The 25,493-nt window shown below is 73.9% G+C and carries 23 protein-coding genes and 1 pseudogene; 14 read left to right on the top strand and 10 right to left on the bottom strand.

From position 1 onward, the window contains the following. Positions 1-34: 34 nt before the first annotated feature. Genes QC029_RS06760 through hisG form a run of 4 tightly spaced genes read left to right on the top strand, consistent with a single transcriptional unit; the run spans position 35 to position 3,197 of the window. Complete coding sequence (locus tag QC029_RS06760) at positions 35-772, top strand: phosphoribosylaminoimidazolesuccinocarboxamide synthase (RefSeq protein ID WP_279554522.1); 738 nt, start codon at positions 35-37, stop codon at positions 770-772. Further along, positions 762-1,472, top strand: a complete 711-nt coding sequence (locus QC029_RS06755; RefSeq protein ID WP_279554521.1) for an SDR family NAD(P)-dependent oxidoreductase — start codon at positions 762-764, stop codon at positions 1,470-1,472. Before QC029_RS06760 ends, QC029_RS06755 begins: the two co-directional genes overlap by 11 nt. A 7-nt stretch (positions 1,473-1,479) precedes the next feature. Continuing rightward, the gene (locus QC029_RS06750) at positions 1,480-2,316 is read left to right on the top strand and encodes an HAD family hydrolase (RefSeq protein WP_279554520.1); all 837 of its coding nucleotides are present in this window, start codon (positions 1,480-1,482) and stop codon (positions 2,314-2,316) included. Between the two features lie 5 nt (positions 2,317-2,321). Continuing rightward, entirely contained in the window at positions 2,322-3,197 is an 876-nt protein-coding gene (gene hisG / locus QC029_RS06745; RefSeq protein ID WP_279554519.1) for an ATP phosphoribosyltransferase, read from the top strand. 240 nt (positions 3,198-3,437) lie between these two features. On the opposite strand, the gene QC029_RS06740 is transcribed toward hisG, so the two are convergent. The 4 genes from QC029_RS06740 to QC029_RS06725 all read right to left on the bottom strand — a co-directional run bounded on the left by QC029_RS06740 (position 3,438) and on the right by QC029_RS06725 (position 7,301). Beyond that, entirely contained in the window at positions 3,438-4,820 is a 1,383-nt protein-coding gene (locus QC029_RS06740; RefSeq protein WP_279554518.1) for a hypothetical protein, read from the bottom strand. Between the two features lie 204 nt (positions 4,821-5,024). Then, entirely contained in the window at positions 5,025-5,732 is a 708-nt protein-coding gene (locus tag QC029_RS06735) for a B3/4 domain-containing protein (RefSeq protein ID WP_279554517.1), read from the bottom strand. A 37-nt stretch (positions 5,733-5,769) separates the two neighbouring features. Continuing rightward, positions 5,770-6,417, bottom strand: a complete 648-nt coding sequence (locus QC029_RS06730) for an FMN-binding negative transcriptional regulator (protein WP_279554516.1) — start codon at positions 6,415-6,417, stop codon at positions 5,770-5,772. A 47-nt stretch (positions 6,418-6,464) separates the two neighbouring features. Further along, positions 6,465-7,301 carry an EamA family transporter gene (locus tag QC029_RS06725; protein WP_279554515.1) on the bottom strand — a complete coding sequence of 279 codons (837 nt, stop codon included), beginning with the start codon at positions 7,299-7,301 and terminating at the stop codon, positions 6,465-6,467. Positions 7,302-7,424: 123 nt separating this feature from the next. Between QC029_RS06725 and QC029_RS06720 the strand changes: the two genes are divergently transcribed. The 3 genes from QC029_RS06720 to QC029_RS06710 all read left to right on the top strand — a co-directional run bounded on the left by QC029_RS06720 (position 7,425) and on the right by QC029_RS06710 (position 13,003). Next, on the top strand, positions 7,425-8,009 hold the full coding sequence (locus QC029_RS06720; RefSeq protein WP_279554514.1) for an XRE family transcriptional regulator: 585 nt from the start codon (positions 7,425-7,427) through the stop codon (positions 8,007-8,009). A gap of 423 nt (positions 8,010-8,432) precedes the next feature. Continuing rightward, the gene (locus QC029_RS06715) at positions 8,433-11,234 is read left to right on the top strand and encodes a lectin (RefSeq protein WP_279554513.1); all 2,802 of its coding nucleotides are present in this window, start codon (positions 8,433-8,435) and stop codon (positions 11,232-11,234) included. A 17-nt stretch (positions 11,235-11,251) separates the two neighbouring features. Then, positions 11,252-13,003 (top strand): lectin, encoded by a 1,752-nt coding sequence (locus QC029_RS06710; RefSeq protein ID WP_279554512.1) that lies wholly within the window; start codon positions 11,252-11,254, stop codon positions 13,001-13,003. A 191-nt stretch (positions 13,004-13,194) separates the two neighbouring features. Here QC029_RS06710 and QC029_RS06705 read toward each other — a convergent pair whose 3' ends face one another. Next, positions 13,195-14,106 carry an NAD-dependent protein deacetylase gene (locus QC029_RS06705; RefSeq protein WP_279554511.1) on the bottom strand — a complete coding sequence of 304 codons (912 nt, stop codon included), beginning with the start codon at positions 14,104-14,106 and terminating at the stop codon, positions 13,195-13,197. A 638-nt stretch (positions 14,107-14,744) separates the two neighbouring features. Between QC029_RS06705 and QC029_RS06700 the strand changes: the two genes are divergently transcribed. From QC029_RS06700 to QC029_RS06690, 3 genes are all read left to right on the top strand, one after another. Further along, positions 14,745-15,197 carry a hypothetical protein gene (locus tag QC029_RS06700; protein ID WP_336621563.1) on the top strand — a complete coding sequence of 151 codons (453 nt, stop codon included), beginning with the start codon at positions 14,745-14,747 and terminating at the stop codon, positions 15,195-15,197. Between the two features lie 394 nt (positions 15,198-15,591). Continuing rightward, positions 15,592-15,846, top strand: coding sequence for a hypothetical protein (locus QC029_RS06695; RefSeq protein ID WP_279554509.1), 255 nt, complete (start codon positions 15,592-15,594; stop codon positions 15,844-15,846). Further along, positions 15,846-16,223: a fic family toxin-antitoxin system, toxin component gene (locus tag QC029_RS06690; RefSeq protein ID WP_279554508.1), complete on the top strand. Its 378-nt coding sequence runs from the start codon at positions 15,846-15,848 to the stop codon at positions 16,221-16,223. Before QC029_RS06695 ends, QC029_RS06690 begins: the two co-directional genes overlap by 1 nt. Positions 16,224-16,484: 261 nt before the next feature. Here the strand turns inward: QC029_RS06690 and QC029_RS06685 are convergent, their stop codons facing one another. From QC029_RS06685 to QC029_RS06675, 3 genes are all read right to left on the bottom strand, one after another. After that, positions 16,485-16,925: a hypothetical protein gene (locus QC029_RS06685; protein WP_279554507.1), complete on the bottom strand. Its 441-nt coding sequence runs from the start codon at positions 16,923-16,925 to the stop codon at positions 16,485-16,487. A 234-nt stretch (positions 16,926-17,159) separates the two neighbouring features. Next, complete coding sequence (locus QC029_RS06680; RefSeq protein WP_279554506.1) at positions 17,160-17,531, bottom strand: hypothetical protein; 372 nt, start codon at positions 17,529-17,531, stop codon at positions 17,160-17,162. Between the two features lie 347 nt (positions 17,532-17,878). Further along, the gene (locus QC029_RS06675; protein WP_279554505.1) at positions 17,879-19,348 is read right to left on the bottom strand and encodes an FAD-dependent monooxygenase; all 1,470 of its coding nucleotides are present in this window, start codon (positions 19,346-19,348) and stop codon (positions 17,879-17,881) included. 64 nt (positions 19,349-19,412) lie between these two features. Between QC029_RS06675 and QC029_RS06670 the strand changes: the two genes are divergently transcribed. Both QC029_RS06670 and uppS read left to right on the top strand, forming a co-directional pair. After that, complete coding sequence (locus QC029_RS06670; RefSeq protein WP_279554504.1) at positions 19,413-20,039, top strand: TetR/AcrR family transcriptional regulator C-terminal domain-containing protein; 627 nt, start codon at positions 19,413-19,415, stop codon at positions 20,037-20,039. Positions 20,040-20,761: 722 nt separating this feature from the next. Further along, a complete protein-coding gene (gene uppS / locus QC029_RS06665) occupies positions 20,762-22,378 on the top strand; it encodes a polyprenyl diphosphate synthase (RefSeq protein ID WP_279554503.1) in 1,617 nt (538 codons plus the stop codon). 25 nt (positions 22,379-22,403) lie between these two features. Here the strand turns inward: uppS and QC029_RS06660 are convergent, their stop codons facing one another. Next, positions 22,404-23,048, bottom strand: coding sequence for a hypothetical protein (locus QC029_RS06660; RefSeq protein WP_279554502.1), 645 nt, complete (start codon positions 23,046-23,048; stop codon positions 22,404-22,406). A gap of 494 nt (positions 23,049-23,542) precedes the next feature. Between QC029_RS06660 and QC029_RS06655 the strand changes: the two are divergent. Both QC029_RS06655 and QC029_RS06650 read left to right on the top strand, forming a co-directional pair. Continuing rightward, positions 23,543-23,677 (top strand): annotated as a pseudogene (locus QC029_RS06655) (DNA-binding response regulator); the annotation flags it as partial. Positions 23,678-24,005: 328 nt separating this feature from the next. After that, positions 24,006-24,329 (top strand): hypothetical protein, encoded by a 324-nt coding sequence (locus QC029_RS06650; RefSeq protein WP_279554501.1) that lies wholly within the window; start codon positions 24,006-24,008, stop codon positions 24,327-24,329. 195 nt (positions 24,330-24,524) lie between these two features. On the opposite strand, the gene QC029_RS06645 is transcribed toward QC029_RS06650, so the two are convergent. Further along, positions 24,525-25,313 (bottom strand): type VII secretion system-associated protein, encoded by a 789-nt coding sequence (locus QC029_RS06645; protein ID WP_279554500.1) that lies wholly within the window; start codon positions 25,311-25,313, stop codon positions 24,525-24,527. Positions 25,314-25,493: the final 180 nt, after the last annotated feature.

Genomic DNA, 25,493 nt, shown 5'->3' with positions numbered 1-25,493 from the left:
ACGCCCCCGACAGACCCCACCAGGAGACAGCCGCATGCGCACCGACCCTTCCATACCGTACGACACCGACGCACTGCTGCGGACGGCGCGGACCAGGCCCCCCGACATCACCGGGCGCAGCAAGGAACTGTGGAGGCTGCCGGACGGCCTCTGCCTGGTCAGGATCGTTCCCAGCCTCCGCAGCTTCACCTACGGGCGGGACGAGATCGTCGAGGAGACGGGCCCGTTGCGGCTCGCGTTCTACGAGCGTGCGGCGGCCAGGCTCACCGAGGCGGGCGTCGACTGCGCCTTCCGCGGCCGGGTCGGCGAGGACATGTACCTGGCCGACTACTGCCCCGCCCCGCCCTTCGAGGTGATCGTCAAGAACGTGGCCACCGGCTCCACCACGCGCAAGTACCCGGGCCTGTTCCCCGACGGCGAGCCGCTGCCGCGTCCCGTGGTCAAGTTCGACTACCGGACCGACCCGGAGGACCAGCCGATCGGCGAGGACTACCTGCGGGCGCTCGGCCTGCCGGTGGAGGCGATGCGGGAGCGGGCCCTCGCCGTCAACGACGTGCTCAGGTCCTGGCTGGCGCCCGTGCGGGTCTGGGACTTCTGCGTCATCTTCGGCACCGGCCGGGACGGCCGGCTGGTCCTGATCTCGGAGGTCTCCCAGGACTGCATGCGGCTGCGGCACGAGGACGGCTCCCCGCTGGACAAGGACCTGTTCCGCGGCGGCGTACCGGGAGCGGAGATCGTCGCGCAGTGGAGGCGGGTCTTCGATGCCATCTGAGACCGGGGCGCCGGTGGCCCTGCTGACCGGCACCAACCGCGGCACGGGCCGAGCCATCGCCGCCGCGCTGCACGGCCGGGGCTACCGGGTGCGCTCGCTGAACCGGACCCTCGGCGGCGAGGACTGGCTCGGCGAGCGCGAGTGCGACCTGTCCGACCCACCGCGCCTGGCCGGGGCGGTGGCGGACGTCCTCGCCGAGACCGGACGGCTCGACGTGTGCGTGGCCAACGCCGTCGACCGGGGGGTGCTCCTGCCCCTGGAGGCCCTGCCGGACCAGGACTGGGACCGGCTCGTCGCGGTCAACCTCACGTCGGTGTTCCGCCTGATCAAAGCGGTGCTTCCGGCGCTCAGACGCAGCGAGGGCCTGTTCGTGGCGATGGGGAGCCACGCCGGGAGCCGCTACTTCGAGGGGGGCGCCGCCTACAGCGCCACCAAGGCCGCCCTCAAGGCACTGGTGGAGACGCTGCTGCTCGAGGAGCGCGGGAACGGGGTGCGCGCCTGCCTGTTCTCCCCCGGAGCCGTCGCCAACCTCGACGGCGACGAGTCGCCCCACAAGATGAGCACCGCCTCGGTCGCGGAGTGCGTCGCCACCGTCGTCGACTCCTGGCCGCACGACCTGGTCGCCGGGGAGATCGAAATTCGCCCGGCCTCCCCGCCGAACCCCCCGGTGACCGGCATCGACCGGTTGCTGCACGTGTAGGGCGGCCATGCACCCGGCCCGCGTCCCCAGCCTGATCGTCGCCTCCGACCTCGACGGCACCCTGCTCACCACGGACCAGCGGATCACTCCCAGGACCCGGCGCGCGGTGGCGCTCCTGCACGAGGCCGGCGGCCTGTTCGCCGTGGTCACCGCGCGTCCGCTGCGGGACGCCGCCCACATCGCCCGGGACGTCTCGGCCGACCTCCTGCTGTGCGGAGGCGGAGCGGTGCTGTACGACCCCGCGGCCGGCCGGGTGCTGGACGTCACGGCCTTCCCGGCGGGCAGCGCGCGACGGCTGGTGGCCGAAGCGCGCCGCGGGGTCCCGGACGTGCGGATCGGCGTGGAGTACGGCGACCGGTGCGAACTCGATCCGGGCTTCAGCATGGGCAGCCCGGGCGTCGCGGACACCGCCTCGGACCGTCCCGTCACGGTGACGGACGAGCCCGTCCTGAAGATCGTCATGCAGTCCGGCTCGCTGGACGCCGACGCACTGGCCCGCCGGGCCGACCGGCTTCTGCGCTCCGGCGCACCACCCGGCGCCCCGCGGCACGTCGTCACCGTGTCCTGCCGGTTCTTCGCCGAGGTCCTGCCCGCGGGCGTGCACAAGGCGGGCCACCTCTCCCGGCTGTGCGCCGGCCGCGCGGCCCGGGCCCGGACGGTCGCGTTCGGCGACATGCCGAACGACCTGGCTCTGTTCGAGTGGGCGGACACCCGGGTGGCGGTGGCCAACGCCCATCCCGACGTGCTCGCCGCCTGCCACCGGGTGACCGACAGCAACGACGAGGACGGCGTCGCCGTGTTCCTGGAACAGATGCTCGCTGACCGCCTACCACGCTCGGGGTGAAGGACATGGTCTCTCTCGCGCTTCCCACCGGCTCTCTGGAGAAGCCGACGCTCGAACTGTTCGCGGCCGCCGACCTGCCCGTGCACAGGCACGCCTCCCGGGCCTACCGCGGAGGCGTCGACCACCCCGCCGTCGACCGGGTGGTGTTCTACAAACCTCGGGAGATCCCGGGCATCGTGGCGAACGGGACCTTCGACCTCGGGGTCACCGGCGCCGACTGGATCGAGGAGGCCGGGGCCAAGGTCGAGGTCGTGCACGCCTTCGACTACTCCAAGACGACCGACTCGGGCTGGCGGGTGGTCCTGGCGGTGCCCGAGGAGCACCCGGCGCGGTCCGCGGCCGACTTGGAGGACGGGGTGCGCGTGGCGACCGAGTACCCGGGCATCGCCCGGGAGTACTTCCGGCGGCTGGCGGTACGGGCCGAGGTGGTGCGCTCCTACGGGACCACGGAGGCGAAGATCCCCGAGCTGGCGGACGCCGTCGTGGAGGTGGTGGAGACCGGCGCCTCGCTGCGGCAGAACAAGCTGCGCGTGCTCGACACCGTCCGCCGGTACGGGGTCAACCTGATCGCGAACCCGGGCGCCTGGGCCGACAGGTCCGCCCGGGCCTCGATCGAGGCGCTCGCGTCCCTGCTGCGGGCCTCCCGCGCCGGATCCCTCCACCAGTTGCTGACCATCGTCGTCCCCGCCGACCGGTGGTCCCGGGCCGAACCGCTGATGCCGGCGCGCTGGTGGCGGCTGGACGGCGGCTCCGACCCGCGGATGGTGGTCGTGCAGGGGGTCTTCGAGAAGCGAGCGGTCGCCATGGCCTTCTCCGCGCTGACGGCGGCGGGTGCGGTCGAGATCGTGGAGACACCGATCAGGAAGCTGGCCCTGGGATGAGCTCCCGGGCGCCAGCGGAGGCGCGGGCGCGCGACCGCCTGGGGCGCGTTGCTCCGGCACGGCGCGCGGAGCGCGCCGCCGGCGCGGGCGGGAGCGGGCCCTTCCGGCAGGGGCCCGCCCGGCCGGCGGCCCACTCGCCCGGCCTGTCACGGGGACGCCCGTCGGACGGGGGCCCGTCCGGCCAGGGCCGTGCCGTAGCCGCCGCGGAAGGGCGGCGCGGTGCGCCGGTCGCCGCCCGGATCAGGGGAAGCGGCGGATCGCGGTGTCGAGACGTGTCCGGGCCGTCTCCAGGAGCTCGTGGCACGTGTCCTGCGGGCTCGGGTCCAGGAGGGTGCGCACGGCGCGGACGGTGTCCCTCAAGTCCCGCAGCAGCGACGGCTCCTCCGCGGCCAGGGCCGCGCGGGTCCCCACTTCGAGCGCACCGCACCAAGGGACGGCCAGGTGCGGCGACCACGCGCGTGCGGACCCGCCCGCCTGACGCATCGCCGCCTGGCACATGAGGTGCGTCTCGGCCGCGACGCGCCACGACCGCGCGACCTCGCCCTCGCCCATCAGGAGGTCGGCGAGGGCGGTCAGCCGGGCCGCCCGGGCGGGGAACGCGGACGGGTCGGTCAGACGGGACGACGCCGAGTACGACTCGTGGGCCGTCAGCGCCTCGCGCAGCCGCTCCGCCTCGTGCGGGGGGACGGCGGACCGCGGCTGCCGGCGCGTGAGGGATTCGGCCGTGGTGAGGGCTCCCGCGAGGGTGGGCGGCAGCGCGAGGGCGGCGATCTCCTCCTCGCGGGCGACGGACCCCGGCGACTCCTGTTCCGCCCGGGCCAGGAGCGGCTCGGCCTGGCGCGGGTGGCCGGCCAGGCGCAGGTACAGGCCCTGGCGGGCGAGAGCCGCGCCGAGGGAGCCCCAGCCCTGCTCCGCCGCCTGTAACACGAGCGCGCCGACGCCCAGGGCCGCTCCCCAGTTGCCGTGGGCCGCCTCCAGGCGGGTGGCCGTGTCGCCGGCCATGCCGACGGCGTAGCCGATGTGGTCGGCGGGCAGATGGCCCCGTGCGGCCATGAGGTCGCGGTAGCGGGAGAGGGACTGCCGGGCGCAGGCCAGGGCCTGGTCGCTGTCGCCGCTCTCGAGGTGGACGGTGGAGGCGACGGCCAGAACACGTGCGAAGTCGGCGAGCCGAGGGTGCGGGGAGGCGAACGCGCCCTCCCGCACGTAGGCGGTGATGGCGGCATCGACATCGGCGAGCGCGGACAACGCGTTCCCGCCCTCGCTGTGGGCACGGGCGCGGCGGATGACGGCGTCGGCGATGAGGACGCCGCCGTCGGGATGCGCGCTGCGCCGGTACGCCTCCTCGCACCGGTCCAGCGACGCGATCGCCTCGCTCCGCCGGCCCGCCTCGAGGTGCGAGGACGCCTCCGAATACAGCAGCGCACCGCGCATGTGCCACAGCTCCCGGTCCCCGGGGTGTTGCTCGAGGAGCTGTTCGAGGCTCCGGTGGGCCTCGCCGAACGCCTCGAGCGCCCGGAGCGCGGACTCCCGGCCGGGAGTCCGCTGGTACGCGATCGCCTTCTCGTACGCCTCGGCCGTCTGCCGTCTCAGCCGCTCCGCGCGCACACGTCCGAACGGTGCCACAGGCACCTCCCCCCAAAGGTCCTCGCTGCCGTGAGCATCATGGCGCACAACGCGCCGTCCTGCCCAGGGAGTCGGTGGAGAACCGTCGACATGCCGCGGCAGCGGAGGGCCGGCGGCGCCGGCGGTGCCCGGAGCCCGGCCACGTGGTCCACGTCCCGCGGCACCGCTCGTCCGGTCCCCGTCCTGCCCCGTACGGCCTGCTCCTCAGGCGGCGGCCGAAGGCCGGGACGGGCTGAGGCGGTGCACGGCGGTCCGTTCGGCGTGCGGGGCGAGCAGGTTCCGCAACTCGTCCGCGGCGGTCTCGAGGAGGTGGCCGTCGCGAGTGGCGTGGAGGGTCTCGAGGACGAAGACGACGTGGGTGGAGTCCTCGGTGACGCGGGTGCGGTGGGCGTCGCGGTGGTTCCAGTGGCGGGTCAGGACGCCGGCGGTGTCCGCGTAGACGACCTCGCCGGGCCTGGGGTGCTCGGTGGTGTCGGGTTCGCCGAGTGGGGTGAAGGTCTCGGTGCCGTCCGCGTACCGGATGGCGACGTCGCCGGTGACGCGGTCGAGGTCGAAGGCGCCGGCGGGCAGGCCGTGACGGACGGAGACGGCGTTGTAGGAGTCGACGGCCGGATTGATGCGCGGCAGGGTCCCCCTCTTGGCCATGCGGCGGCCGAGTGCGTCGACGCTGGGGCGGACGCGGCGGGGGTTGGTGCCGAAGGAGCGGTAGGCGGTGTGCCACGCCTCGATGCGCGGGTCGCTCTCGTCGGCGGGCTGCCAGGTGCCGTCGGCGAGCCGCCGCTCCAGGTCCTCCAGGGCGGCGGCCGTGTCGGGCCAGGTCTCGTGACCGCGCAGGCCGGTGGCGGTGACCAGGGCGACGAGGGTGTCGGGGAAGGCGTCCGCGACGGCGGGGGCGAGGTGGAAGAGGGTCATGGGCGGTGCTTTCCGTTCGTGCGTGCGGGGCGAGGGGTCAGGGCTTCCAGGGGCCGACGCGGTCCAGGCGGCGGCGCTGCTGCTCCGCGGCGGGCAGGTCGAGGCCCCGGCCGCGTGCGGTGAGGTGGTCGGCGACGGCGGCGCGGTGTTCGACGGGCTTGTGGTCGTCGTACTTGAACTTGGCCCGCACGTCGGTGACTTCCAGGCGCAGGCCCCGGATGCCGGACAGCATCCGGCCGTACGGGGGGCGGCCGACGGCGACGGGGCCGTGGTCGCCGTCGGGCTGGAAGTGGGCGAGCTGGCTGCGCAGCAGCTCCGCCTTGGCCTCGGGGTCGTCGACGACATGGGCGCGGCAGGTGAACTGCACGGCGGTGTAGTAGCTGGTGGGGACGCCGTCGGTGGGCGGGGCGCCGGCCTCGGCGCGCCAGGGGCCGGGGATGAAGGCGTAGTCGCCGAAGACGGTGAACAGGACCTTCGGGTTGTGCTCGATCGCCTGCCAGACCGGGTTGGGGCGGGCGAGGTGGACCAGGAGGTGGCCGGGGGCGCCGGTGAAGTGGGTGGGGACGGCGACCGGTGCCCGGCCGGGCGGGCCGTTGACGCTCAGCAGGCCGAAGTCGTGGCCGTCGGCGATCCAGGTCCGCCACTCGGCCTCGTCCAGACCGGCGTCCCAGGGCTGGATGAACATGCGGGGCTCCTTGCGGTGGTGCGGAGGTGCGGTGTGCGGCGGAGGGGTCAGGCGAGGGCGAGGAGGCCGACGGCGACGGCGGCCGTGCCCAGGCCGACGAGCCGGCCGCGGTGGATGCGTTCGGCGAGCACGCCGCGGGCGAGCAGGACGGTGCCGGCCGGGTAGAGGGCGGTGACCACCGCGACGACGGCGAGGTCCCCGCCGCGGGCGGCGAGCAGGAACAGCAGGTTCGCCACCGAGTCCAGCGCACCGGCGGCCGCCGACATCGCGTACGCGGGCCTCTCGGAGCCCAGCTCGCGGTGCATCAGCCCGGCGGCGGTCAGGGTGACGGCCGAGGAGACCGCCCGGCCGACGATCAGCGGGGCCACGCCGCTGTCGGACGGCGCCTGGTGGAGGAAGACCAACTGCAGGGCGATCGCGGCGCCCGCGCCGAGGGCCGGCAGCAGCGCGGTGCGCGAGGGGCGGGCCGCCTCCGCGCCGTGCCCGGCGCTGACCAGTACGACCGCCGCCAGCGCGAGCGGCAGCCCGATCAGCCCCGCCGTACCCAGGTGCTCGCCCTGCGCAAGACCCACGCCCACGGGCAGCATCGCGGACACCAGGGCGGTGACGGGCGAGAGCACGTTCATCGGCCCGATCGCCAGCGTGCGGTAGAGCAGGGCGAACGCCGCGGCCGAGGCGACGCCGGACGCGGCGCCCCAGGCGAGGGCACCGGCGCTGAACGAGGCGCCGAGGAACGGCCACAGCAGTAGCTCGACCGCGAGCGAGGCCGGCGCCGCGATCATCACGGTGCGCAGCACATGGGCCCTGCGGGCGCCGAGGCCGCCGAGGAAGTCGGCGCACCCGTAGGAGAGGGAGCTGCCCAGGGCCAGCAGCAGAGCGATCACGGTGCGTACATCCCTTACTATTCCAGTGGAACGACTGAACCGTACAACGGATCGACCGCTTTGCGCCAACCAAACGACCGGGCGGTGCGCTGAAGTGGTCCACTGGTGAGGATTGGTGATCGGATGGCCGAGACGGACGCGGCCCTGCGGACGCTCGCGCGCAACGTCAGGACGGCCCGCAACCGCGCCGGTCTGTCCCTGGACGAACTCGGCCGGCGCGCCAAGGTGAGCAAGGGCGCCCTGGTCGCGCTGGAGAAGGCGCAGGGGAACCCGAACTTCGCCACCCTGGTGCGGCTGGCCGACACCCTCGGCGTCTCCGTGTCCGCCCTGATGGAGGGACCCCCGGAAGGCCGCGTCCGCGTCGTGTCCGCCGACGCCGCGCCGCCGCTGTGGACCGGCAGCCGGGGCGGCGAGGCGCGCCTCATGCTCACGACCTCGGGCCCGGCCCCGGTCGAGGTCTGGCGCTGGAGACTCGCACCGGGCGAGGAGTACCCCAGCCACCCCCACCAGGCCGGAGTCGTCGAAACCGTCTCCGTCACCTCCGGACGCATGACCCTGGTCGTGGACGGCGCCGAACACCCCGTCGAAGCCGGCCAGACCGCCGCCTTCGACGCCGACGCCCCCCACACCTACCGAGGCGCCGGTACCGAAACCTGCCACCTGATCATGACCGTCCACATCCCGCCGGGCCCCGCCTCCGCGGGCTGAGCGGTACGGCGAACCCGAAGACCGCGGCCGCGGCGGCGTCCACGCCCGTGGCGGCCGACGAGGCGCGGGCCGGGTGCGGATTCTGTCGGCCACGGGGGGCGGGGGCGTCTTCTCCGGGATCGTCGAACTGCGCGTTCCGTCCTGACACTGTGCGGTGTGCTCCGAGGCTGCGATCACTTTGTCCCGTGTCTGGAAAAAGTGTCGAGATCTTGTGCGGAAGGGGTTACGGGGTTCAACAAAGCCCGCTAACTTCCTTGAAATGAACCGGTCACAGATCCCGGCCGGTCCCAAGGGCGCGACGGCGCGCGCCTGTGCAGCTCGTGGCAGTCCGGTGAGGCCTGCCGCCATCCCACCCCACTTTGGGAGACCTCTGTGCACACGAGACCACTCAGACACAGACGCGTCCGCTTCTTACTGACGGCCATGGCCTGCGCCGTCGGCTGCCTGCTCCCGGCGTCCCCGGCCGTCGCCGCGCCCGCGGAGCCGGGCGGCGGGGCCGAGGCGCTCGCCGCTCCCGAGTTCCAGCAAGTCACGCTCGCCAAGGGAGTGGCCGAGATGGGCGAGCCCATGACGTTGGCGGTGCTGCCGGACCGCTCGGTCCTGCACACCTCGCGCGACGGCAGCGTTCGGCTGACGAACGCCGCCGGGACCACCACCGTCGCGGGCAAGCTGGACGTCTACAGCCACGACGAGGAGGGCCTGCAGGGCGTCGCGGTGGACCCGGGCTTCTCGTCCAACCGGTACGTCTACCTCTACTACGCGCCCAAGTCGAGCACGCCGGGCGGTGACGCCCCGGCCGACGGCACAGCCGCCGACTTCGCCCCGTTCGACGGGGTCAACCGGCTGTCGCGGTTCGTTCTGAGGACCGACGGCACCCTGGACGTCGCCAGCGAGAAGAAGATCCTCGACGTGCCCGCCTCACGCGGCATCTGCTGCCACGTCGGCGGCGACATCGACTTCGACGCGGCCGGAAACCTGTACCTGTCCACCGGCGACGACACCAACCCGTTCGCCTCGGACGGCTACACCCCGATCGACGAGCGGGCATCCCGCAACCCCGCCTACGACGCCCAGCGTTCCTCGGGCAACACCAACGACCTGCGCGGCAAGGTCCTGCGCATCAAGGTCAACGCCGACGGGTCGTACTCGATTCCGAGCGGCAACCTCTTCCCGCCCGGCACCGCGAGGACCCGTCCCGAGATCTACGCGATGGGCTTCCGCAACCCCTTCCGGATGAGCGTGGACAAGGCCACGGGAATCGTCTACCTCGGCGACTACGGACCCGATGCCGGCAGCGCCAGCCCCTCGCGCGGCCCGGCCGGGCAGGTGGAGTTCAACCGGATCACCAAGGCGGGCAACTACGGCTGGCCGTACTGCACCGGCGACAACGACGCCTACGTCGACCACGACTTCGCCACCGGCGCCTCGGGGGGCGTGTTCAACTGCGCGGCCCCCAAGAACAACTCGCCGAACAACACCGGTCTCACCGACCTCCCCCCGGCACAGTCCGCCTGGATCCCCTACGACGGCAACTCCGTACCGGAGTTCGGCGGCGGCTCGGAGTCCCCGATGGGCGGCCCGGTCTACCGCTACGACGCCGCCTCCACCTCCGAGGTGAAGTTCCCGCAGGAGTACGACGGGGACTACTTCGCCGGGGAGTTCGGCCGACGCTGGATCAAACGCGTCGAGTCCGGCGGCGACGGGACCGTGCAGTCCATCAACCCCTTCCCCTGGAGCGGCACCCAGGTGATGGACATGGCCTTCGGCCCGGACGGGGCCCTGTACGTCCTCGACTACGGCACCGGTTACTTCAACGGCGACGAGAACTCCGCCCTGTACCGCATCGAGCACGTCACCGGCGGTCGCGCGCCGACCGCACAGGCGAAGGCGAACGTCACCTCGGGCAAGGCGCCCCTGGCCGTCTCGTTCTCCTCGGCCGGCAGCTCCGACCCGGACGGCGACACCCTCGGCTACGCCTGGAACTTCGGCGACGGCGCCACCTCCACCGCCGCCAACCCCTCCCACACCTACACCTCCAACGGCCAGTACACGGCCACCCTGAAGGTCACGGACTCGTCCGGCAGGTCCGCGACGGCTTCGGTGCGGATCACAGTCGGCAACACCGCGCCCACGGTGAGGCTGGACCTGCCCGTGGACGGACGCATCTACGACTTCGGCGCCGCGATCCCGTTCAAGGTGACGGTCACCGACCCCGAGGACGGCACGATCGACTGCTCCAGGGTGAAGGTCACCTTCATCGTCGGACACGACAGCCACGGCCATCCGCAGACCTCGGCCACCGGATGCAGCGGTACGCTGCAGACCCTGGCGGACGGCGAGCACGACCCCAACGCCAACATCTTCGGCGTCATCGACGCCGAGTACACCGACAAGGGTGCGAACGGCCAGCCCGCGCTGACCACGCACGACCAGCACATCACCCAGCCCACCCACCGGCAGGCCGAGCACTACGGCGACTCCGCCGGGGTCCAGGTCGTCAGCCACGGCCCCGCGCACGGCGGAAAGACCGTCGGCCACATCGACAACGGCGACTGGATCTCCTTCGCACCGTACGCCCTCGACAACGCCACGACGTTCACCGCCCGGGTCTCCTCCGCGGGCGCGGGCGGCACCATCGAGGTGCGGGCCGGATCGCCGACCGGCGCCCTGCTCGGTACGGCGACCGTTCCGGTGACCGACGGCTGGGAGACCTTCGAGGACGTGACCGCCACGCTCGGCGGCCAGCCGTCCGGATCGACGTCCCTCCACCTGGTCTTCAAGGGCGGCAGCGGTTCGCTGTTCGACGTGGACGAGTTCTCCTTCACCACCTCCGGCGGCGGGACCCGCTCGGGTGAGGTGAGGGGGGTCAACGGCAAGTGTCTGGACGTCGACGGCTCCCAGACCGCCGACGGCACGAAGGTCCAGTTGTGGGCCTGCAACGGCACGAGTGCCCAGCGGTGGACGGTGTCCGCGGACGGGACGGTGAAGGCGCTGGGCAAGTGCCTCGACGTCTCCGGGGGCGGCACGGCGGACGGCACCAGGGTCCAGTTGTGGACCTGCAACGGCACGGGTGCCCAGACGTGGGCGCCGCAGGCCGACGGCACGGTGCGCAACCCGCAGTCCGGCAAGTGCCTGGACGCCTCGGGAGGCACCTGGAACGACGGCACGCCCGTCCACCTGTGGACCTGCCACACCGGCCCCAACCAGAAATGGACCCTGCCGTAGAAAGGAGGCGACCGTACATGCGCACACACCTGAAAGCGGCCCTCGGCCTGTTCGTCGGCGCCGCGCTCTGCCTGGCCCCACAGGCCGCGGCCCTGCCCGCGGCGGTGAGCGACCTCCCCACCGCACAGACGCGCGCGGCGGCGGACCCGCCGTACGAGGTCCTCGTCTTCTCCAAGACGGCGGGCTTCCGCCACTCCTCGATCGACGACGGCATCGCGGCCCTGCGCAGCCTGGGCACGGCGAACAACTTCACCGTGGACGCGACCGAGGACGCGCAGTCCTTCACGACCGGCAACCTCGCCCGGTACAAGGCGGTCGTCTTCCTGTCGACGACGGGCGACGTGCTGAACGCCGCCCAGCAGACGGCCTTCGAGCAGTACATCCGGGGCGGCGGCGGATACGTCGGCATCCACGCCGCCGCCGACACCGAGTACGACTGGCCCTTCTACGAAGGGCTGGCCGGCGCCCTCTTCCACTCGCACCCGGCCATCCAGCCCGCCACCGTCGAGGTGGAGGACCGGGCGCACGACGCCACCGCCCACCTGGGCAGCACCTGGCAGCGCACCGACGAGTGGTACAACTACCGCAGCAACCCGCGCACCACCGCCCGCGTCCTGGCCTCGCTCGACGAGTCCAGCTACTCGGGCGGGAACATGTCCGGCGACCACCCGATCGCCTGGTGCAAGGACTACCAGGGCGGCCGTGCCTTCTACACCGGCGGTGGCCACACCGACGAGTCGTACACCGAGCCCGCCTTCCGCAGGCACCTCCTCGGCGGCATCCGCTGGGCCGCGGGGATGACCGATGCCGACTGCCGTCCCGAGACCGGCTACACGGCCCTGTTCGACGGCTCGTCCACCACCGGCTGGCAGCAGGCCGGCCCGGGCGGGTTCACCCTCGCGGACGGGACGCTCACCTCCCGGGGCGGGCTGGGCATGCTCTGGTACTCCGCCAGGGAGTTCACCGGCGACTACTCCCTCAAACTCGACTGGAAGGCGGCCGGGGACGACAACTCCGGGGTCTTCGTCGGCTTCCCGGCCTCCGACGACCCGTGGTCCGCGGTGAACAACGGCTACGAGATCCAGATCGACGCCACCGACTCGGCCGACCGCACCACGGGCGCCGTCTACGGCTTCCAGTCCGCCGACATCGCCGCGCGGGACGCCGCGCTGAATCCGCCGGGGGAGTGGAACACCTACGAGCTCCGGGTCACCGGCGAGCGGCTGGAGATCTTCCTCAACGGCCGCAAGATCAACGACTTCACCAACACGGACCCGGCGCGGAGCCTGCGGCAGGGCCACGTCGGCATCCAGAACCACGGGGACGGCGACGAGGTCGCCTTCCGCAACATCCGTGTCAAGCAGGGGGGAGGACAGGAGCCCGGGACCCGGACGGGTGAGGTGAGGGGGGTCAACGGCAGGTGTCTGGACGTCGACGGCTCCCAGACCGCCGACGGCACGAAGGTCCAGTTGTGGGCCTGCAACGGCACGAGTGCCCAGCGGTGGACGGTGTCGGCGGACGGGACGGTGAAGGCGCTGGGCAAGTGCCTCGACGTCTCCGGGGGCGGCACGGCGGACGGCACCAGGGTCCAGTTGTGGGCCTGCAACGGCACGGGTGCCCAGACGTGGGCGCCGCAGGCCGACGGCACGGTGCGCAACCCGCAGTCCGGCAAGTGCCTGGACGCCTCGGGAGGCACCTGGAACGACGGCACGCCCGTCCACCTGTGGACCTGCCACACCGGCCCCAACCAGAAATGGACCCTGCCCTGACGCGTACGGGGCGGTGAACCGGAAGGCCTCTTCGTGAATTCGCCCCGCTCACCGGCGTGAGCGGGGCGAAACGGCGGCCGCCGGTCGCCCTGCGGCGTTCCGCGACCACCGGCGGAGGCGGGCCCGGCGTCGCGGGCCCCGCACCGACACGGAGGGCCGGCGCGGCGGATTCCGCCGGCGCCCCGCCCTCGTCACCGTCTCACCCGGGCCGCCGCCCGGCCGTCGACGGGAACGCCCAGCCGGCCGGCCACGGTGGTGAGGGCCGCTCCCAGGGGGAGCGCGACCCGGGTGAGGGCGTGCCGGTCGCCCCGGGTCGGGTCCCGGTTGACGATCAGCACCGGCTTCCCGTCCCGGGCCGCCTGGCGGACGAACCGGAGCCCGGACATCACCGTCAGCGAGGAGCCCAGGACCAGCAGCGAGGTCGCCTCACGGACCAGCTCGCGGCAGTGCTCGACCCGCTGCGGCGGGACGGCTTCGCCGAAGAACACCACGTCCGGCTTGAGGATGCCGCCGCAGACCGCGCAGGGCACCACGCGGAAGTCCCCGACCTGCTCGTCGGTGAGGTCGGCGTCACCGTCCGGGTTGATCCCTGCGGCCACCGGCTCGAAACCCGCATTGGCCTCCTCCAGCCGCCGGGCGAGTTCGCGGCGCGGGCTGATGTCGCCGCAGGAAAGGCAGACGACCCGGGCCAGGCTTCCGTGGAGTTCCACGACGCCCTCGCTGCCGGCGGCCTGGTGCAGTCCGTCGACGTTCTGGGTGATCACCCCTGAGAGCAGGCCGTGCCGCCCGAACGCGGCCACGGCCCGGTGCCCGGCGTTGGGTCGGGCGCGGCCGAAGGTGCGCCAGCCGAGGTGGCTGCGCGCCCAGTACCGGCGCCGGGCCCGGGCGCCGGCGGTGAAGTCCTGGTAGGTCATGGGGGTGTGCCGACTCAGGCTCCCGCCCTCGCCCCGGTAGTCGGGGATGCCCGACTCCGTGGAGATGCCCGCTCCGCTGAGCACCAGCACACCGCCGGCGCTCAGCGCATCGGCGACCGGCTCCAGATCCGTGGTGCCCGGCGGCAGGTCCTCGTCGGGGGTCCAGCTCACAGTGGGGCGCATGCGCATGCCGCCAGGGTACGGAACGGACTGCGTCCGGTACGGGCCGGAGCAGGCGGACGTCTTCCGCACGACGGCCGCCACCCGGCACGGCGCCGTGACCACCCCCTCGCGCCCGGCCGCCCCGAGGGCCGTGCGGAGCGCCGTCCCTGGCTCGTCCGGCCGCGCCGTCCGGCCGAACCCGTGAGCGGAAGCGGGACCGGCTTCGCCGCGGACCTGCCTGAAGCCGCACAGCGCTCCACCGGGCGAACGCGGAGCCGGGGGCTGGAGCGCCGAGCGCCCGCGCTGCGTGGAAGGCCCCGGTACCGGCCGCGCACCCGTTCCGGGACCCCTCCATCGCCGGCGAGGGGAGATCGCCGACCGCTGCACCGCGGCGGCACCGGCCTCGGTCAGGGAGACGGATGCGCGCCCGGAGGCGGCCACGCCCCGCGGCGCACCCTGCGGGACGTGGCCGCCACCCCGCCGTCGTCGACGTGCCGTCCTCCTGTATGAGCCCCCGTCAACTCGACGTCACGGGCCAGAGGGCAGAGGGTCGACGGCCGGCCTGTCGGCTGCCGGACGGCCCGGACTCGATGCTCGATGGCGGACGGAGCCGACACGCACCGCGAGCGATCATGGATTCGGACGAGCGCCACAACGAAGCGGTGGTGACTCGGAGGATCCCTTCCACCGTCCACCCCGACATGTGGGTCGACCCGGACGACGACCCGCGCGAGACCGGAGTCGAGACGGTTGACGGACGCGGCACGCCGCTGGAGAGGCTGCGCTGTTTCCGGCTCGCCATCGAGATGAAGTGTGCGGGCCCGGACGCCGAACGGATGGTCCGGCGCTCCGTACCGCCGTCCACGATGTCCCTGCCCGGACTGGTTCGGGCGGTGATGCCGATCCCGCACCGCGAGCCGGGCGTGGCGGAGGACATGCCCCCGCTGGACTACCAGCGCGTCCTCTCCGCCGTGCGGCAGGCCGCTGGGCCGGTCACGGCCCGGAAGGCCGGCGGGATGCCGGCGGTGGACGTCAGCGTCAGGAGCAGGCCGGAACCTCTGCGCGGGAAGCCGGTCGGACTGACCGGCCGCGGCCGGCCGAGCGAACTGCCCGACTGATCGGACCGCTCGCTGCCCGGACTGCGCCTGGACCGCGCCCTGAAGAAGGTCGCCACGCTCCGCCGGCGACGCCCGGAGGCATTCCGACAGGGGTTCCTCCGGGATCGGCCGGGGGTGGCCGCCCAGACCCGCCCGACATCCCCGGCGGTCGTGTGCGCCTCGTCCGTTCCACCGACCGGGGGCGCGCGCGAAGCCCTGGGGGCAGGCCCCGCACCCCCGCGACGGGGCCTGCCCGGCCCCTCGGCCCTCCTCTCGGCCCGTCAGGCCCTCCCGGCCCCGAGGGGCCGAGCGGCGGAAGGCGCCGGCGGCCGGTTCGGGACCGGCTGCCGTCCGTGCACCGCCGCACGGCCGGGAGGCCCGCCTTCGCATGGTAACGGCTGTTACCATCGACGGTATGGCCAAGACACAGATCGGCGCCCGCGTCGACGCCGAGATCGCGGAGCTCGCCCGCAAGCGGGCGGCCGACCGAGGACTGTCGGTGGGGGACTACCTCGCCCAGCTCGTCCTGGACGACGCCAGCGGCCTGCGCGAGCGTGCCCTGGGAGCCGCCGAGCGCTTCCTCGCCGAGCACCGGCAACTCTTCGACGACGCCGAGAACGCCCAGCCCGCCCCGGCCGCCCGTGACAGCCGGGGAGCGCACGCCGCGTAATGGACCCGCACATCGACGTCCCGTGGATCCTGCAGGTCGCCGAACTCGCCGGCGCCAGCGATCCCGCCCCCGAGGACTACGGCGTGCCGGTGGCCGCCTGCGCCCGCCACCGTGCCGAACTCCTCGAGCATCCCGTCTACGACGGCTCCTACGCCCGCGCCGCCGCCCTGGTCCACACCCTGGGCCGCTGCCGCTGGCTGGAACACTCCAACCTCGCCGTCGCCGCCGCCACCGGAGTGATGTACCTGGAGGCCTGCGGCATCTCGGTCAAGCCCGCCCGCGAGGACGCCGCCGCCCTGCGCGACCTGCTCCTCGCTCCCACCTGCACCGCCGCCGACATCGCCCGACTGCTGCGCTCCTGGCCCACCGCCGGCTGACCGCCCGACGCCGCCGTCGGGTGCGATCCGCTCCCGCCGGCGGACGTGTTCCTCGCGGCCGGGGCGGGCGGAGCACCGCCCACCCGCCGAGGCGGGCGGGCGGCACTCCGCCGGCGGTGCCCTCCCGCACGACGGACCGCGTTCGGCGGGTCCTGCACGGGCTCCCCGCGGAACGGGCGTCAGGCGCGTGGGGAGTGCCCCGCCGTCTCCGTGTCACGACGGACCGGGTCCGCGGCACGGAAGGTCCCGGTGGCCGTCACATCACCACCAGTCGAGGCACCGAGGCCCGCCTCCCGGTCCCGTGATGGACGCGCAGACGCGGAACTTCCGCGACGACGAGGAACTCGTCGGATAGGCGGCCGTGGTGATGGTGCCGCTTCCCCACATGCTGAAGGGGCCGCACTGTATCCAGGTGCTGCCGCCGTTGTTGGTGACGTCCATCCACAGGTCGACCCGGACGCTCGACGGCAGGTTGCGCGCCTCCAGGAAGCCCCATCCCATCTGGCGGCCCGAGACGGTCCCGACGTGCTGGCCGAAGGACGCGGCGTTGCCGTTGCTGTTGGCCACCGCGGTGCCGTTCACCGGGGTCCCCCGAAGGCTGTCGGAGATGTCGGTGAAGCCGTTGGCCCCGTTGGAGCAGTCCGCCGCGGTCGCGTGGGCCGTCGACGCCGGGCCGGCGAGCAGCAGTCCCGCCGCGAGCATCAGTGCGGCCGTTCCCCCACTGATGATTCTCCGTATCATTTTTTCGATTTCCCCCTGGTCAGGTGGCCGGCAGCCAGTTCCGCGAACTGGCGTGCGCAGGCCCGTGGGCGTGGTTCCACGTGTCGAAGCGGTTCTGAAGGGCGTGGTGGGCCCGGTCTTCCGTGAGGCCGGCTCGGCCGGATGTTCCGGCCGCACTCCGGTGGCCGTCGCGGCGCGCGGCGGCCCGCGAGGAGGTCACCAGATGCGGATGGACTTCGCCCGGTCGTTCATCCTGTCACCCACATAGGTGGTGCTGGCCGTGTAGAGCTGGTCGGGGTGTCCCGACTCCTGCCAGCAGTTGGGCAGGGAGTACAGGTGCACGCGCTGCCACACGTTGCTGATCGAGGAGATCCGGTTGTGCCAGTCGGCCGGCAGGTTGATGCAGGTCCCGCCGGAGCCGGACATCGGCAGGCTCGCGCCCCCGTAGTTCATGTGCTCGAAGAAGTTGGCGCCGCCGAGGGCGCCCGCCTCGGTGGCCTGAGCCGGAGCGGTGCCGCCTGCCAGTGCGGCGGCCGCCAGTACGGCCGCGCCGGCGAGGGACCGGATGGTGGAGGGAAAGCGTCGCATGTTCGTCCTCGTCGCTCGAAACGGTTCATGACGGTGGTTTCGGCAGGTGCTGTACGAACCGGCCGTCCGGCGGTCACCCGAGGCCGGCGGCCACGCCCACGGTCTCACGCCTGCACGGGACATCGACATGAGCAGAACTGCGTATGGACAGCGGAGGGGGCGGTGACCCGCCCGCGGCCGAGAGGGCCCGCGGGCGGACGCCGGACCCGGCCGTGGGGGCGCTGGGGGCCGCCGGTCCCGGCAAGGCGCGGCGGACGGCCGCAGGGACGCCGGCGGGGGCGCTGCCGGCGTGGCGGGTGACGACGGCCGCCCGGACGGGCCGACGCGCCGGACGGCCATGGGGTGGCTCACGTCCGGTGCGTGGCGGCGAGGGCAGCGGTGAGGGAGTCCGTGAGGGCGGTGTCGTCGCCGTCGTCGCCGGCCCAGGCGACGTGGCCGTCGGGACGGACGAGGGCGGCGCGGACACCGGCCCAGTCGGCCGGGGGCAGGTGCGGGGTGCCGGTGCGCACGCGCAACCCGGGCCGGGCGGGCGGGCCGAGACGGCCGCTGCCGGTGAGGTCGAGCAGGAGGTGACTGTCGGCGCGCAGCAGGGCGAACAGGTTGGTGTCGTCGATCGTGAGGTCGGGGGCGCGGGTGCCGGTCAGCGGGTGGGCGTCGGGCCGGTCCGGGGGATAGGTGACGGCGAGCGAGCTGACCTGGGCGGCGAGCCGGTCGTTGAGGCCGGGCAGTGCGGCGATCAGCTGGGCGAGCAGGCCGCGCAGGCTGAGGCCTTCGGGGGTGAAGGCGGTCATGAGGGCGACCTGGGCGCGGCTGGTCTCGGTGAGGTGGACGCCGACCGGGTGGCGTTCGGAGTGGTAGGTGTCCAGGAGGGCGTCGGGGGCCCACCCGTTGAGGGTGGCGGCGAGCTTCCAGGCGAGGTTGGCGGCGTCCTGGATCCCGACGTTCATGCCGACACCGCCCGCGGGAAAGTGCTGGTGGGCGGCGTCTCCGGCGAGGAAGACGCGGCCTCGGCGGTAGTGGGAGGCCAGGCGGGTGGCGTTGCCGTAGCGGGAGAGCCAGACCGGATCGCGCATGCCGAAGTCGGTGCCGGCCATGGCGATGACGTTCCCGCGCAGCTCGTCCAGGGTCAGGTCCCCGGGCCAGGTGGTGGTCAGGTCGCGGGGAGTGATGCCGACCAGGCGGTGGACCCCGCCCGGCATGGGCACGGCCATCAGCGTGCCGGCCGGGCCGAAGTGGCTGTAACCGGGGGCCGGGGGCTCGTCCAGGCGGACGTCGCCGAGCCAGCCCAGCACGGTGGAGGGAGTGCCCGGGTAGTCGATGCCGGCCGCGGCGCGCACGGTGCTGCGGGCGCCGTCGCAGCCGACCAGGTACGCCGACCGGAGGGTGCGGGGCCCGTGCGGGCCCTCGATGTGCACGCCGATGTGGTCGGGGCCGTCGGTGAATCCGGTGACCTCCCGGCCACGCAGGATGTCCGCGCCCAGGTCGAGGGCCTGCTGCTCCAGCAGGGCTTCGGTGCGTTCCTGGGGCAGGGCGAGGGTGTAGGGGAAGGGACTGGGCAGGCGGCGGAAGTCCAGCCGGGACTCCAGCGCGCCGAAGTGGCCGCCCGGCAGGGGTATGCCCTCGTCGATGAAGGGCCGGTGGACGCCGCGGGAGGCGAACGTCTCGATGGTGCGCGGGTGCACGGTCAGGGCGCGGGAGCGCATGTCGCGCTCGGTGCGCGTCTCGACGACCGCGACGGTGATGCCCGCGCGGCGCAGTTCCGCCGCCAGCCACAGGCCCACGGGCCCACCGCCGGCGACGACGACCTGGTGGTTCACGGTCTTCTCCGCTCTCTCATCACTTGGTCGGTGACCAAGAAGTGTTCCGCAGTAAACTAGGTCAGTGACCAAGAGGCAAGCCAGGGAAGACACCGCGGGCCGACTCGCCCGTACGGCCGTGATCGACGCCGCGCTGCAGGTGCTGGACGACCGGGGGTTGGAGGGAGTGTCGACCCGGGCGGTGGCCGACCGCCTCGGGGTGCGCATGAACACCGTGCTGTGGCACGTGAAGACCAAGGCGCGGATGCTGGAACTGATGGCCGACGCCGTCCTCGCCGGCATCGGCTACGACAACCTGCCCGCCTCGCCGCGGCAGCGCGCGCGGGAACTGGCGGGCCGCTACCGGCGGGCGCTTCTCGCGCACCGCGACGGCGCCGCCCTGGTGACCGGCGCCTACCCGGCCGAACCCCACACCCTGCGCTTCGCCGACCGCCTCGTCGACGCCCTGCTCCAGGCCGGGGCGGACGGACGGCAGGCGGCCTGGACGGCCTGGACGGTCAGCTACTTCACGCTCGGCCTGGCCCAGGAGGAGCAGGCCGCGCCCGATGAGCGCGACGACCGCCTCGCCCGGGCCGTGGACCCCGGCGAGCACCCGGCGCTCCACCGGGTCGCCGCCCACCTGCGGCAGGGCTCCTTCGAGGAACGCTTCGCCTTCGGCCTGGACGCGATCCTCTCCCGCCTGCCCGAGTAGGAGCGGGCCGCCACCCCTCACGGGCGCCGCGGTTCGGGCGCGGCGGAAGCGGGTGGCGGCCCGGCCGGGCCGGTATCCCCCCCCGTGCCTGGACGGGTCCGGTGGCCGCCGGCGCCGCGACCGCTGTGCCCGGACCCGACCGCGGCCGTCCGCCTCGGCCGGCCCGAAGCGGACGGCGAGCCCCGGCAGGCGGCCCACGCACTTTCGGCACTGCCCGGCGCCGCGGTGGCCTCGGCGGGCAGTGCCTCCGCGCGGCGGACCCGCCGACGGAACTCTCCTCCGCCCGTCGTGCCCCGGTCCTCCTCGGCGGCACCGGCGAGATCCCCGGCCGGCCCGGCGCCGGTCGCGCCATCGGCGGCTGCCTGCGCGACCTCGGCCGTACCGCCGCGACCTCGGCCGTACCGCCGCGACCTCGGCCGTACCGCCGCGACCTCGGCCGTACCGCCGCGGCCCGGTGTTCCCACACCGCCGGGCGCTTCCCTGTCCGGCTCGGCCGGGTGCTCCCCCGACTCCTGTGCCGAGGGGGACACCCCCTCCGCCGGTGTGTCCCGCGGGCGGCGGCGGTCAACTCCGCGAGCGAATCATCACCCGGGCCGGTACCGATCGGCCGGCGTGTCGTTGGTGGGAGTGGAGGTCCCCGGCCGCGGGCCGGGGAGGATGCGCCGCCGCCCGCCGCGCCGCGGGTTCCGTGGCGGCGGCACGGTCGAAGGGGAGGTCTGCACATGGTGGGGAACGAGGCCGCTTCCGGTTCGCCCGAGCTGCGGGAGTCCTACGAGGTGTGCGCCGCCGAGACCAGACGGTTCCTGGCGCCGATGTGGAAGGCGGCCGAGGTGCTGCCCGCCGCGGTCCGTCCCCACGTCCTGGCCGTGCACGGCTTCCTGGTGCGGACCGATCGCCTCGCCGACGAACACGGAACGCAGGCGGACCGTGAGGAGCGGATCACCCGGTGGCGCTCCGAGACCCTGGAGGAACTGCGTGCGGGACGCAGCGAGCACCCGTTGCGGCGGGCGTTCGTGGACACGGCGCTGCGGTGGGAGCTGGACCGTGCGGTGATCGAGGAGTTCCTCGACGCGATCAGAGCCGACTGCGTCTCCCCGCCCGCCTTCGAGACGTTCGCCGAACAGCGGCGCTATCTGCGGGAGGCCGGAGGGACGGTCTTCGAGATGTGGACCCCGATGCTGGAGCCGGAGGGACCGGAGGCGTCGTCGCTGACCTCCGTGCTGGGCGAGGTGTGCCAGCTGGTGGACATCTTCGAGGACCTGCCGACCGACCTCGCCGCCGGCCGGTGCTACCTGCCGCAAGCCGACCTGCGGCAGCTGGGGCTGGAGGTCGGCGACCTCGTGCGCGGTGAGCGGCGCCGGACGCTGGACGAACTGGTGGACATCCAGCTCGGCCGCTGGCGCCTCCTGCTGGAGCAGGCGGCGCCGGTGACCGGGATGGTGGCCCCCGAGTACCGGCCGTTCCTGCACACCCTGCTCCTGGGCGCACAACTGCAGTTCGACGAGGTCGTGCTCCGGCAGGGCCGGGTCTTCACCGACGGCATCGAACCGCTGGTGACGGCCGGCGGGGTGACCCGCCGTCCCGCCTGGCCGCACGCGGGTGCGGTGCCGGACCATGTCGCGGTGATCATGGACGGTAACCGGCGGTGGGCCGCGCGGCAGGGCCTGCCGGTCTCCCGGGGCCATCAGACGGGCGAGTGGGCCGCGATGCGCCTGGTCAACGCCGCCCTGCGGCTGGGAGTGCGGCACCTGAGCATCTACGCGTTCTCCACCGAGAACTGGGACCGTTCCCGGGAGGAGCTGGCCGCCCTGTTCGACACCCTGGGCCACGGGGCCGCCCAGGGCATCGAGTGGCTGCACGAGCTGGGTGTGCGGGTGCGCTGGTGCGGGCGGCGCGACCGTATCGAGCCGTCGCTCGCCTCCACCCTGGAGCTGCTGGAGAGCGTGACGTCGAACAACGACGCGCTGTCGCTGACCGTCTGCGTCGACTACGGCGGGCGGGACGAACTGACCGAAGCCGCCCGCGCGCTGGCGGCCGAGGCTGTCGCGGGGACGATCAGGCCCGAGGACATCGGACCCGCCGACCTGGCCCGGAACCTGTACGCGCCGGGCCTTCCCGACGTCGATCTGCTGATCCGCACCTCCGGTGAGCAGCGGATCAGCAATTTCCTGCCCTGGCATCTCGCCTACGCCGAGCTGGTCTTCGATCCGACCGCCTGGCCCGACTTCGGCCTGGCGCAGCTGCGGGAAGCCGTCACCACGTACGCCGGCCGCCGGCGCCGCTTCGGCGGCGGCCTTCCCGGTCCCACCCGCCCGGTGGAGTCGGCCCCGGCCACCTGAGCCCGGGGCCGACCCTCACCTCAGGTCACGGTTTCGGCGGGGTGTACACGCCCTCGGCGGTCACGTACGCCAACACCGTGTCGGCGGTGAACACGGGGGCGCCGAGGGTGGCGGTGTACACCTCCAGCAGCTCGGGGGTGGGGCGCAGCGGCACCTCGCCGATCCGGACCGCCAGCGGCTGACCCACCGGCGCCCCGCCGGTGGTCAGCAGCCCTTCGGCCAGACCGCACCGGAACACCGAGCGGTGCCCGACCTCGACACCGTTGACCGTGCACTTCCCGGACACCACCCCGTCCCGCAGGACGCTCTCGGGGTTGACGACCCGGAAGCCACCGGTCGGCGTGCGAACCGCGATCCCGCCCTCCAGGGCGCCGTTGCCGCCGGCCTCCGGCAGGCGCCTCAGCGAGGGATCACCTTTGCCGAACCGTACGGGGAACCGCACCGCCGACCCCCGGGAGTCCCGGACCAGCCGGGCCGGAGCCACGGCCTCGACCACGGCCCCCAGCCGGTCCAGCTCCGCCCGGACCTGCCCGGTCCAGCGGACTTCGACCCAGCCGTCGGAGACCGTGCCCCACTTGCCGTCCGCGGCGGCGGACGCCGTTCCGGTGAACTGGGCCAGCAGGGGCGCCGCTGCGGCGGCGCCCAGGACTGTTCGTCGCGTCGTACTCATCGCTGTACGGACCATCCTTCCCGGGCCGCAGGGCACGGCCCAGGAGGATCATCCGACCACCTGAATGCCCAGGCCGTGGAATAGCCGGAAACCACCCGAAGGAGTGGTAGAGGTGCATCGCTGGGCGTAACCGACCTTGAAGAGCGCCGTCTGAGACGGTATGCGCCCGGACTGCCGTAGCCGGCGCGGGGCGGGGCGGGGCCGCACGGGCGCACCGCACCCGACCGGCCGGGATCGCCGCGGCGGGCGCCGGCGCCCACCACGGAGGACGAATCCGACGGGCCGCGTCACCGAAGGGGGCCACGCCCGCAACGAACGCGCCATCCGCACAGCCGGGGACCGGGTGGTGTCCGGACGGCTCCGGACCCGCACCGGCGTCGCGGCCTGAAGGCACTCGCCCGAGAGACGGGAGTCGCCGGGAGCGGGTTCCGCCCCGGAAGGAGCGCGGACGGGCCGGTCCGCCCCGGCCCCCACCGACACCTCGTCCGGGGGGTTCGTACGCCGTCGAACTCCCGGACTCCGGCGACGGGTCGGGCGTCGGCTGCCTGCTCAAGGACCGGGTCGGCCAGGCCGGGGAGTTCGTGGAGGCGCTGCGCGGGGTGGCGGCCGGCGGGACGGTGGTCGACCCCCGGCACGCGCCCAGGGCGAGCACGGCCTGCCGTTCACCGGGAAGGCGGCCCGGACCGCCCGGCTGGTGGTGAGCGAACCGTGGTCGCCGGGCCCGGCCGCCCCCGACGCCGAACGGGCCGGGGCCGTGGCGGCGCGGGACCGCACCGGTCGTCGCTCGCCGCCGGACACGGATCCGGGTACGGATTCCGGCCGGAGGAGACTCCGTCGCACAGGGAGTGAACCCGATCACCGCTGATGCCGTAGAGAGCGCCGGGCCGGATTCCTCGTCGGACGCGGAGCGGTCCCCGATCACCCCCTGACGTCCTGATCCGAGGAGCACACATGCACATGCGCAGCCGAGTGGCCGCCCTGACGGCCGTGGTGGCGGGCTTCCTGGCGGCCTTCGCCACCCCGGCGTCGGCCGGGGCCTCCGCCGAGGGCGGGCTGATCATCTGCAACTACCGCGCGCAGTCCATCCACGCGGAGTTCCCGCAGCGCGGCGGCTGGAGCACCGGGAGCATCGCGCCCGACACCTGCCGGAGCGGGCCGCTGTCCAACGGCCGGGTCAACGAGCAGGTCGTCGTGTACGCCCACTACAGCGGCGGGCACAACCTCGCCGTGGACCACTTCTTCTTCGACAGCCGGACCTGGTACACCCGCCTCGTGCGCTGAACCTCCGTATCCGCGCCCGATCCCCGGACCGCTGCGGGCGGGGTGTGGGGCCCCGCCCGCAGTGCACGCCGCGGCCCTCCCGCTTCCCCGTTCCCCCGGGGGCGGGAGGGCCGTCGGCGTGCTCGGCGTCAAAGCCCCCGGGGAGCGGAGAAGCATCCGCGGCCGCCGGGCGGAGGACCACCTCGTCCTACGGGTTCACGCGCCGCCGTCCGGGGGCATCGCGGTCGCGGCGGCCGTGCCCGGGGCCGGATCGCCGCCCATGGTCGGCGGACGCCCGGAAGGCTGCCCTGACTCTCCGGCCGCCGGACCGCCGACGACAGTTGCCGCCCTCTCCTCCTCTTCCCCCTCCGCCTTCCTCGCCGCTGCCTCCTCCGCTGCCTCGATCGCCTCGCGCAGCGGCTCCGTCTCCACGGTCATGCTCACCGCCCCGGAGGCGTTGAGGTAGAGCAGGTGCTCGGGCGGCAGCAGGTCCACGGCCTCGCGCGTCGGCATCAGCCGGTATCCGAGGCGGCCCGCGACGTGCAGCTGGGCCGGAGAGGTGAAGACGGGGACCACCCAGGCGCCGTCGGGCGTCGTGGCGCGCAGCGGACCGCCGTCGGAACCCGTCAGGACGGCCACCTCGGCCGTCGCCAGGGCACGGTGGACGGCCTCTCCGGAACCGTAGCCGGTGGCCGCCAACTGCACCGCGTCGTCCACCTCGTCGGTGGGCGCGGGCCAGCCGAGCGCACGCGGGGACGGTCGGTACGCCTCGTTGGGACGCCACTCCTCGATCTCGCCCTCGTAACCGGCCCGCCACTGGCCCATCACCGCCCAGTCCGGCGGCTCCCCCTCACCGGACCAGGCCGGATCGACCATGCCCAGCCAGTGGTCGGGGGCGAGCCGGGCGGCCTCCAGGATCTCCGGCGGGACGGGCGGCGCGTCCCCTGCGGCGGCGTCGTCCCGCTCCCGGTCGTTCCGGTCTTCGCCGGCGGTGTTCTCTTCCATGGGCTCCTCATCACGACACGGGGGCCGTACCGGAGGCCTCTGCTCCCGGCCTTCCGAGTACCCCTCACAGCTGCCTACGGCCGGAACGCGATTCCGGTTCGGCCCCGCGCATCCGGATGCGTCGGCCCGTCCACACCTGTCGCCCCGCCCGGTCCGCCCCGCCCGACCGCTCCGGCCGAC

This window comes from Streptomyces sp. DH37 (genome assembly GCF_029813835.1).
In the GTDB taxonomy this organism is placed as follows: Bacteria; Actinomycetota; Actinomycetes; order Streptomycetales; family Streptomycetaceae; genus Streptomyces.
The sequence above is the reverse complement of the archived record's forward strand: the minus strand, read 5'-3'. Positions and strand labels throughout refer to the sequence as shown.